We start from the raw sequence: 9,233 nt of genomic DNA on the forward strand, positions 1-9,233 counted from the left end.
CGGACATAGCGCCGATTGCCGAGTGTGTTTGTGACTACAGGGCAAGGCTCCGAGCGAGAGGGATGGACACTGCGGGGCTTCGGTCTCTCGGGGCTGCGGAGGCCCAGATAGACCGATTGAGCGACAGGACGAAGAAGCGCGGGCAGAGCTGGTCTCGTGAAGGTCTGCGGGCGATGATGGCCTTGCTTTGCGCGAAATGCAGCGGCAGGCTGGAGTCCGTCCTGGCTAAGATCTCGGAAGAGGCTAAGCCGCCCGAGGGTTCGGAGGAAGCCATAGCAGAAGAGGCCGTCAGAGCGGTAGACGAAGCGCTAAGGGCGAGGGGAAGCGATAGAGCCTGCCGCCCGCCGGTCATGGACGCGGGGATCGTGAGGAGCGGCGGGGTGTCCCGGCTGTTCCGCGAGCTTACGTCGGCGAACTGCCTCTAACGCAGGGCGGCCGTCCCAGGGTGGCTGCAAGCCATGCGCAACGAGGCCGCCGTCAAGGGCGCGAAGCGGCGGAGCGAACCCTTGACGCGAGGAGCCGAGCAGCGCGTATAATCCGCTATGTCGAAATGGGGCCGAGGAGTACAGAACCACGCCTTGGGCACTACTGACGGGCTCGCCGAAACTAAATGTTGGCATCACTCGCCTCCGCCAACTCGGAGGAAAGGGGAAGCACCTACAAGGACTTGACTCAGACCAGAGGCCTGGGTCTGCTTGACGTCGTGGAAAGCATATGGTAAATTAACGTCATAGCAGCATAAAGCGAAAGGCCATGAAGGGGAAGAGTAACGCTTTCGGGGGCCGAAGAGAGTGGGGGACGGTGGGAGCCCCGCGCCGGAGTCAGCGTGAAAATCGCCCCTGAGCTGCGGGCTGAAAGGAAACGACTAAGCCTTGCCGCATGCCCTGCGTTAGTGGGGCGCTGGAATGAGTGGGGTCTGCCCGCGTTGCCGTGGGCAGGTCCAATAGGGTGGTACCGCGGGTTTGCCCCTCGCCCCTTGTGGGTGAGGGGTTTTCGTTTGACCCCGGAACCTTGCGGGGTGACTATTGGGAGGTCTGCTTGAAAGCATGTTCAAAAGAGTGGATGCTAGCATGGATTTCCCCGAGATGGAGAGCAGGATCCTGGACTTCTGGAAGGAGAACAGGGTCTTCGAAAACAGTGTCCGGCAGCGGGAGGGCGCCCCGGAGTTCATCTTCTACGAAGGCCCTCCGACTGCCAACGGGCTGCCACATCCGGGGCACGTGTTGACTCGGGCCATCAAGGATGTGGTCTTGAGGTACAAGACCATGACCGGATATCAGGTCCGGAGGAAGGGCGGATGGGACACCCACGGCCTGCCCGTGGAGCTCGAAGTAGAGAAACAGCTTGGGATCAGCGGCAAGCCAGACATCGAAAGGTACGGGGTCGAGGCGTTCGTCCGCAAGTGCAAGGAGTCTGTGTTCGTATACGAGCAGGAATGGCGCAGAATGACCGAGCGCCTCGGGTTCTGGATCGACATGGATGATCCCTACGTAACCTACCATGACTCCTATATCGAGTCAGTGTGGTGGGCTGTCAAGACGATCTGGGAGAAAGGCTTGATGTACCGCGGGCACAAAGTGGTGCCTTACTGCCCCCGGTGCGGTACGGCATTGTCGAGCCATGAGGTCGCGCAGGGCTACAGAGACGTCACTGAACCCTCTGTGTACGTCCGGTTCCGTGTGCCAGGCAGTGAGAACCTTTCGTTTCTGGTGTGGACCACCACTCCTTGGACACTTCCGTCAAATGTGGCTCTGGCGGTCTCACCAGAATTCGAGTACGCATATGTGGCTGTAGGCCGGGAGACTCTCATTCTTGCGCGGGACCTTGTTGAAACCCGCGTTCATGGGCCATACGAGGTCACCAAAGTGGTACGCGGATCAGATCTCGCTGGAATGACGTACGAACCGTTGTACCAGTTTGCCGAGGTTGACCGTCCGGCCTACCGGGTAGTCACGGGAGACTTCGTGACTCTCACCGAAGGTACCGGCATAGTCCATATAGCCCCAGCCTTCGGCGAAGATGACATGCGGGTCGGGCGCGAGAACGATCTGCCGGTGGTCCAGTTGGTGGACACCCAGGGCCGGTTCGACCCAAGGGTTGGACCTTGGGCCGGGACGTTCGTCAAGGAAGCGGATCCCCTCATCACCCAAGATCTCAAGGCGCGTGGCTTGCTGTTCGAGGAAGTTGACTACACGCACTCCTACCCGTTTTGCTGGAGGTGCGACACCCCGCTCCTCTACTACGCCAGGAGTTCGTGGTTCATCCGGATGTCTGAGCTTCGCGACCGTCTTCTTGCGAACAACAACGCAATCAACTGGTACCCGGGCCACATTCGCGAGGGAAGGTTCGGCAACTTCCTCGAGAACGTGATCGACTGGGCGGTGAGCCGGGAGAGGTACTGGGGCACTCCGATGCCGATCTGGGTATGTGGTGAGTGTGGGCACGAACACGCTGTTGGAGGCGTGGATGAGCTCAAGAAGATGGCCAGGGTGCTGCCGGCCCATCTGGAATTGCACAGGCCATACATCGACGAGGCTGTTCTCTCATGCCCCAAGTGTGGGGCGGACGCTAAGAGGGTCCCAGAGGTCATGGACTGCTGGTTCGACTCAGGGTCGATGCCCTTCGCTCAGTGGCATTACCCCTTCGAGAACGAGGATGTCTTCGCGAAGTCGTTCCCGGCGGATTTCATCACTGAGGCAGTGGACCAGACACGCGGATGGTTCTACACGCTACTTGCCGTCTCCACGTGCTTGTTCGACCGGTCTCCTTTCGAGAACTGTGTTGTCTTGGGCCTAGTCCTCGACGAGAACGGCCTGAAAATGAGCAAGAGCAAGGGCAATGTAGTGGACATCTGGAAGATCTTCGGGAATCAGGGCGCAGACGCCATGAGGTGGTACCTGTATACGGTGAATGCCCCTTGGAGCCCTACCAGGTTCTCCGCCGAAGGGATCACAGAAGTGATGAGGAAGTTCCTCGGCACACTGTGGAATGTGTATGCCTTCTACGTCCTCTACGCGAACATCGACGGCTTCGACCCGAAGGCTCACTCGGTGCCTGTGGCCCAGAGGGCCGAGATCGACCGCTGGATCATATCCAGACTAAACGGCCTCATCTCTGATGTCCGGTCCCTCATGGACCGGTACGACGTGACGGCTGCCGGACGTAAGATCGAGGAGTTCGTGGACGACCTGTCCAACTGGTACGTGCGTCGGTCCCGCAGGCGCTACTGGGGTGGCGAGATGACCCGAGACAAGGAGGCGGCCTACCTCACGCTCCAGGAGGCCTTAGTCACAGTGGCCAGGCTTCTCGCGCCGTTTACGCCGTTCGTGGCGGATGAGATTTGGAGGAACCTTGAGCAGACAGACGTCTCGGTCCACTTGACCGACTACCCTCAGGCAGACGAGGATGCGAGAGACACTGATCTCGAACGGAGGATGGCTCTCGCCCGCGACGTTGTGTACCTTGGGCGTGCAGCCAGGAACGCGGTGAAGATCAAGAACAGGCAACCACTGCCAGGGATCGTGGTCCAGGTTGTCTCCGCCCAGGATGAGCAGGATCTTGCGAGCCTATCGGGACTGGTCTTGGAGGAGCTCAACATCAAGTCCATGAGCTTCGCGCGCAACTTGTCCTCGTACGTGTCGTACAAGGTAAAGCCCAGGTTCGACCTGCTCGGCCCGAAGCACGGCAAGAAGATGCGTGACATCGCATCGGCACTGGCAGAAGCGGAACCTGAGGCCGTAGGGCGGGCGGTGGCGGGCGGAGACAGCTTTCCCCTCAAGCTCTCCGACGGGTCGGAGGTGGTCATCGAGGCTGCCGAAGTGACGGTGGAGACTCACGCGGCAGAGGGGTATCATGTCGAGACTGAGGGTGACCGGGCTATCGCCCTGGCCACGACGGTTTCTGACGAACTGCTGATGGAAGGGTTTGCCCGTGAGCTTGTGAACAAGATCCAGACCATGCGCAAGGAGGCGCAGTTTCAGATCGAGGACCGCATTCTGACCACTCTATCTGGCGGGGAGAACTCCATGCGTGCGGCTGAGCTTCACAAAGGGTACTTGATGGACGAAACCCTCTCGCTCGATCTCGTCCTGGGCGAGCCCCAAGGGGACCACGTCCAGGAATGGGATGTCAACGGCGAGAAGGTGACGATCGGTGTCCGAAAAGCGGGTTGACCTGCACTGCCACACGACCGCGTCCGACGGGACTTTCACCCCCGGAGAACTGGTGCGGGCAGCGCGAGATCGAGGACTTGCAGCCATCGGCATCACGGACCATGACTCCGTGGATGCGTTGGACGCGGGGATGGAGGAAGGCAGCCGGATCGGGGTGGAGGTCGTTCCTGGGGTCGAGATAAGCACGGACGTGGAAGACAGCGAGGTTCACATTCTCGGGTACTTCATCGATCATCACGACGAGCGACTTGGGGAGCTCCTATCCGCTCAGAGGCAGAGCAGGCGGGAGCGCGTCGGGAAGATGCTCGAGAAGCTTGCGACACTCGGAGTCAAGCTCACGTTCGACGAAGTCCTGGATGTTGCGGGCGACGGCGCGGTGGGTAGGCCCCACGTGGCCGCCGCCCTCATACGTGCGGGATACGCGACCTCCTGGGAGGACGCGTTCCTTCGCTACATAGGCAGGCGAGCCCCCGCGTATGTCAGGCGCTCGAAGCTTGGGCCCGTTGAGGCGGTCAGCGAGATCCGGGCTGCGTCTGGCGTGCCCGTAATGGCCCACCCAGGCCTGAACCACATGGATCACATCATACCTGAGTTGGTAGCCGCTGGCCTGCGAGGAATCGAGGCGATATACCCAGAGCACAGTCAAGAGCAGTGCGAGCACTATGAGAAGATCGCGCGCAAGTACGGCCTGGTGGTCACCGCAGGGTCAGACTGCCACGGGCCCAGGTCGAAGTCTGGTGTGATCCTGGGCCGTGCCACCACTGATTACTTGGCCGTAAACCAACTGAGGAGGATCCACCAGGGGATGGCTCGAGCCTAGCCCGCGCGCCCGCCTCCTCCACCGCCTCCTCCACCGCCTCCGCTGGACATGCCTCCTCCGCCGCCTGAACCGGACGAGGCTGCGGACGTGGCCATCTTCATGAGTCCATCGAAAGAAGAGGAGAGAGCCTCAAGGCTCGAAAGACCTTCACCCCCGCCGGAAGTTGCGAACCAAGTGCCAGCGAAGGCTCCGTGCTGTGTGGCGTCCGGGTAGACCACGCTGATCTGCCTGATGACTTCACGGGCTACCCCGAGGGTCACCGCGTAAACGAGGTACTCCTCCCATAAAACCAGCGATGGGACCGGCGCATCTGTAAGCGTCGAGAAGTGCAAGAGAAACCGCCGGAAAGCTTTCCACCTGGCAAGCTGGTCCGCGCCTTGCGCGCTGCGGCGGCGAATGGATGAGGAAAGCGCAGAGACCAGACCTCCAACGACCATCCCTGCCAGCGAAGCAAGCGGGATCAAACGGATTCCCAATGCCGAGACCCCCACAATCCCTATCCCGGTCAGGACTCCGGCTATTCGGCCTGTTCTTGCGCTTTCATCAAAGAAATCGTGGGCCCGTGCTGCTGTCCTCACCGACTGCTTCCACAAGGCGAGGTGGTGCTGAAACTGGCCCGGATACTCCTTTGCGTATGCCTCGATCTGTTTGAAAGTCACCGAGTTGCCATCTCCGACACAGTTAAGGATGGTACGCATGAGGATGTCCTCGTGTTCCCTGACTGACTCGTCGTTCGGGTTTACCCTGGCGATCTCGTAGTCGTATTGCATGCGTCTTCCCTTGGCCACTTGGCGTTCGGTGATGTGCAGGAAGCCTCGCCTTGCGAGGTCCGCGATGGTGGCGACCCAATCCTCCACCGAAGGGTGTCCGAACCTCCACAGAACCCCGAGAATCGCCGGGGGGTACCGCTCAGGCAGCTCTCGTAAGTAGTCTCCGCGGAACGTCGGCCGGCGCTCTTTCCCGTATGCAATCAGGAGACCTGCGAGAATTCCGAAACCCAGCGCGGCGTAGGCTGCTGCGATGGCCGGTTCTCGGTTCCGCCATGCTGCGAGCTTTACGAGCCTGAGGCGGGCCTCCTCCCGTTTCTTGTTCGCCTCCTCCGCCCACTTCGTCTCTTCAGCCAGCGCGTCTTTGAGTATGCTGGTATCTCGGACGCGGGTGGCGGACGGGACGAGCTGGGCGGGGAAGAGTATGCGTGCCTCGACGGGGGTGAATGCAGGAAGCCCCTCCACTGAGACGAGGATACTCTGCGGGCTCTCTACGGTCACTGTGCCCCACAGCGGGCCGTGGGCCCAGGCCTTTACTTCGTCTCGAGGAACCCCAGGGGGAAGAATCACCCTGATGCGGACAGAATCCGTGGGGACGTCCCAGTCAGATCCTATGAAATTCCAATACAGTTGGGCGAAATCGCTGTACCGCTCGACGGCTCCGAGAATGCGGTACCGGAAAATAAAGGTCCGGTCCTCATCCTGCGCGCTGTAGAAGAACTCCACGCTGACGGAGTCGCTGCTCCTGGTAACCTGGTATGATCCTGGAAGTTCCTGAGAAGACTGAATATACGAGCGGCCCGATTCCTCAAGCGAGAACTCCGTCAATTCCCATTCTCCGGTGGGTTGGTACCACGTGGCCCAGCTGAACGTGCCTGAAAACGAGTAGGTCCGGTGCTCTGTTACTCTCATGGACCCGTCAGACAAGACAGTGGCTTCGATGTCCACATGGCTGAACCGGTATTCCTTTGCTGAGGTGGGCCCTGCAAAAGCGGCAATAGCCAGGACTAGGAAGGCCGCGGCGATGATTATGCGCTGCGAGGAGATGCGTTGTGCTGGCATGCGGTTGATTCACCTCCCGCGATGCTGTATCCTGTTGGTGCATTTATTCTCTCGGGTGTGGCGAATGACCTGCCTATGGGCCGGGCCGGAAATGCGCAAGCGCCCCCATACGGAGGCGCCCGGAGAGTCCCATGTGGGCCGGTGTGCCCGCGAGGCTAGACCGCGCGGGTGACCTTACCGGACCGGAGGCACCTGGTGCACACCGAGATCCTTCGGGGGGTGCCGCTCACCATGGCGCGGACTCTGTGGAGGTTCGGATACCAGCGGCGCTTGGTCTTGATCTCCGAGTGGCTGACATTGTTCCCCGCAACAGGGGTCTTGCCACATATCGCACACATCCTGGACATGCGTATTCCTCCCTTGGGGGCCTTACAGGCACACCGTAAATGTTAACACAGGCGGAGAGACTACGCAAGAGCGGGGGTGAGCGGGATGAGCGGGGAGCGAGAAGGAATAACCATCCGAGGCATAGAATACACAAGAGATGGTCCCGGCCCGCACGCATTCATGAGGCAAGCACGCTTCTTCCGTGCGTTTTCATACGGTTCACACTGGAGGGTACCCGATGGGCAAAGAAATGAGCACAGCGCTCGGCCAGATCATCATAGCAGATGATGTGATCGCTGCCATTGCGGGGATGGCCGCGACTGAGTGTTATGGCCTCGTGGGGATGGCAGGTAGGAGCATTCAGGACGGCATCGCGGAGCTTCTCGGGCGCGAAAACATTGCCCGGGGAGTGGAGGTTGCCGTGGATGGCGACGAAGTCAAGGTGGACCTCTACATCATAGTCGAGTACGGTACTCGCATAACTGAGGTGGCTAACAACGTTATGGACAAAGTCAAATATGTTCTGGAGTCCATGACTGGGCTCCGGGTTTCTGAGGTCAACATCACGGTCCAGGGAGTGCGAGTGGGGGCGGGCAGAAAGGAACGACGCAGATAATGGCAGCGACACAGGCCCCCGGGCCTCGACTTCAGGCCCTGGACGGTCCCGGCCTGCTCCGAGCTTTCGCAGGCGGGGTTGCGTGGCTGGGCGAGAACAAGAACATCGTCGACTCTCTCAATGTGTTCCCGGTCCCGGATGGAGACACGGGTACCAACATGTACCTCACCCTCACCTCTGCGTTGCGCGAAGCAGAGAAGGCTGGATCGGCCGGGGTAGGACCGGTGGGCGACGCGATCGCCATGGGATCACTGATGGGCGCACGTGGGAACTCCGGCGTAATATTCTCCCAACTGATGCGGGGGTTCGCAAAACGTCTGCACGGTGCGGAGCAAGCTGACCCCGTGGAGTTCGCCGCCGCCCTGCAGGAAGCGTCAAACGTGGCGTACAAGGCGGTGATGAGGCCCGTCGAAGGGACTATCCTGACAGTGGCGAGAATGGGCGCTCGTGCAGCGCTGCATGCGGCGAGGGAAGGAAAGGACATCCTGGGGGTTCTTGATGCGGCCATCAGGCAGTCCGAGATGACCCTCGAGCGAACGCCAGATATGCTTGCTACATTGAAGGAAGCAGGCGTGGTGGACGCAGGGGGCAAAGGGTTCGTGTTCTTCCTGCTCGGGTTCGCAAGCGCCCTCCGAGGAGAACCCATGCCCCGGCCCACCCAGGAGGCCGTCCCAGAGGCCGCACCCCCAAGAGCGCAGGTGGCCGCGGAGCCAGTCCGGGCGGCCAGGCAGCGGCTGGAGTACACCTACTGCACCGAGTTCATAGTCCGCGGGGATCGTCTGGATGCGGATGCCATCAGGCGGTCTATCTCGAGCGAGGGCGACTCCATGCTTGTCGTGGGTGGTCCGGATGCCATCAAGGTCCACATCCACACCAACTTCCCCGGCAGGGTACTCGAGGCCTGTATCTCCCAGGGCTCGCTGCACGAAATACACATAAACAACATGGAGGACCAGGAAGAGGAGTTCCGGGCGAGGGGAGGACCGGAGCCGGTAACAGGCGCCAAGCCTTCGCCTGTCCGCGAGGTGGGGGTGGTCGCCGTCGCGGTAGGTGAAGGCATTGAGGCGATCCTGAGGAGCCTCGGGGCGGACGTCATCGTCACTGGCGGCCAGACGATGAATCCGAGCATCCAGGAGATCGTCGCAGCCGTTGATAGCGTTGCCGCGAAAGATGTCATCGTGCTTCCCAACAACAGCAACGTTGTTCTCACGGCGAGGCAGGCGGCTCAGGTGGCGCAGACGAACGTACATGTTATCCCGACGCGTACTGTCCCGCAGGGGATGGCTGCGCTCCTTGCAGTTTCGCAGCAGGCTTCGCTGGAAGAGAACATCGCTCGAATGACTGAGGCCGCCGATCGGGTCAAGACGGGAGAAATCACCTACTCCGTCCGGGACTCCAAGGTCAACGGGTTCACAATCCGAGAGAACGACGTGATCGGCCTGCTCGACGGCGAGCTGACCGTGGCCGGC

The 9,233-nt window shown here is 60.8% G+C and carries 7 protein-coding genes and 1 other annotated feature; of the genes, 5 read left to right on the forward strand and 2 right to left on the reverse strand.

Annotation, left to right across the window (positions count from 1 at the left end; genetic code table 11):
• The 3 genes from NUW23_03070 to NUW23_03080 form a co-directional block, all read left to right on the forward strand.
• Nucleotides 1–425, forward strand: a 425-nt coding sequence (locus NUW23_03070) for a UPF0236 family protein (GenBank protein MCR4425160.1), incomplete at its 5' end; no start/stop codon positions are given.
• Nucleotides 426–744: 319 nt separating this feature from the next.
• Nucleotides 745–980, forward strand: a binding site (T-box leader).
• Between the two features lie 66 nt (nt 981–1,046).
• Nucleotides 1,047–4,172 carry an isoleucine--tRNA ligase gene (gene ileS, locus NUW23_03075; protein ID MCR4425161.1) on the forward strand — a complete coding sequence of 1,042 codons (3,126 nt, stop codon included), beginning with the start codon at nt 1,047–1,049 and terminating at the stop codon, nt 4,170–4,172.
• Nucleotides 4,153–4,992: a PHP domain-containing protein gene (locus NUW23_03080; GenBank protein ID MCR4425162.1), complete on the forward strand. Its 840-nt coding sequence runs from the start codon at nt 4,153–4,155 to the stop codon at nt 4,990–4,992. Before ileS ends, NUW23_03080 begins: the two co-directional genes overlap by 20 nt.
• On the opposite strand, the gene NUW23_03085 is transcribed toward NUW23_03080, so the two are convergent.
• A complete protein-coding gene (locus tag NUW23_03085) occupies nt 4,989–6,821 on the reverse strand; it encodes a DUF2207 domain-containing protein (GenBank protein ID MCR4425163.1) in 1,833 nt (610 codons plus the stop codon). The two genes, NUW23_03080 and NUW23_03085, sit on opposite strands and share 4 nt — an antisense overlap.
• A 155-nt stretch (nt 6,822–6,976) precedes the next feature.
• Nucleotides 6,977–7,168: a 50S ribosomal protein L28 gene (rpmB, locus tag NUW23_03090; protein ID MCR4425164.1), complete on the reverse strand. Its 192-nt coding sequence runs from the start codon at nt 7,166–7,168 to the stop codon at nt 6,977–6,979.
• A gap of 218 nt (nt 7,169–7,386) precedes the next feature.
• Here rpmB and NUW23_03095 point away from each other — a divergent pair, with 218 nt between their 5' ends.
• Nucleotides 7,387–7,764 carry an Asp23/Gls24 family envelope stress response protein gene (locus tag NUW23_03095; protein ID MCR4425165.1) on the forward strand — a complete coding sequence of 126 codons (378 nt, stop codon included), beginning with the start codon at nt 7,387–7,389 and terminating at the stop codon, nt 7,762–7,764.
• Nucleotides 7,764–9,233 (forward strand): DAK2 domain-containing protein (locus NUW23_03100; GenBank protein MCR4425166.1); only part of this gene is annotated, 1,470 nt, incomplete at its 3' end. The genes NUW23_03095 and NUW23_03100, both read left to right, overlap by 1 nt.

The sequence above is a fragment of the Bacillota bacterium genome (assembly GCA_024655925.1).
Lineage (GTDB): Bacteria > Bacillota > DTU025 > DTU025 > JANLFS01 > JANLFS01.

What these genes read in the sequence shown, in the direction of transcription:
- ileS (MCR4425161.1), top strand. Translation starts at nt 1,047, where the DNA reads ATGTTCAAAAGAGTGGATGCTAGCATGGATTTCCCCGAGATGGAGAGC.
- NUW23_03085 (MCR4425163.1), bottom strand. Translation starts at nt 6,821, where the DNA reads ATGCCAGCACAACGCATCTCCTCGCAGCGCATAATCATCGCCGCGGCC.
- rpmB (MCR4425164.1), bottom strand. Translation starts at nt 7,168, where the DNA reads ATGTCCAGGATGTGTGCGATATGTGGCAAGACCCCTGTTGCGGGGAAC.
- NUW23_03095 (MCR4425165.1), top strand. Translation starts at nt 7,387, where the DNA reads ATGGGCAAAGAAATGAGCACAGCGCTCGGCCAGATCATCATAGCAGAT.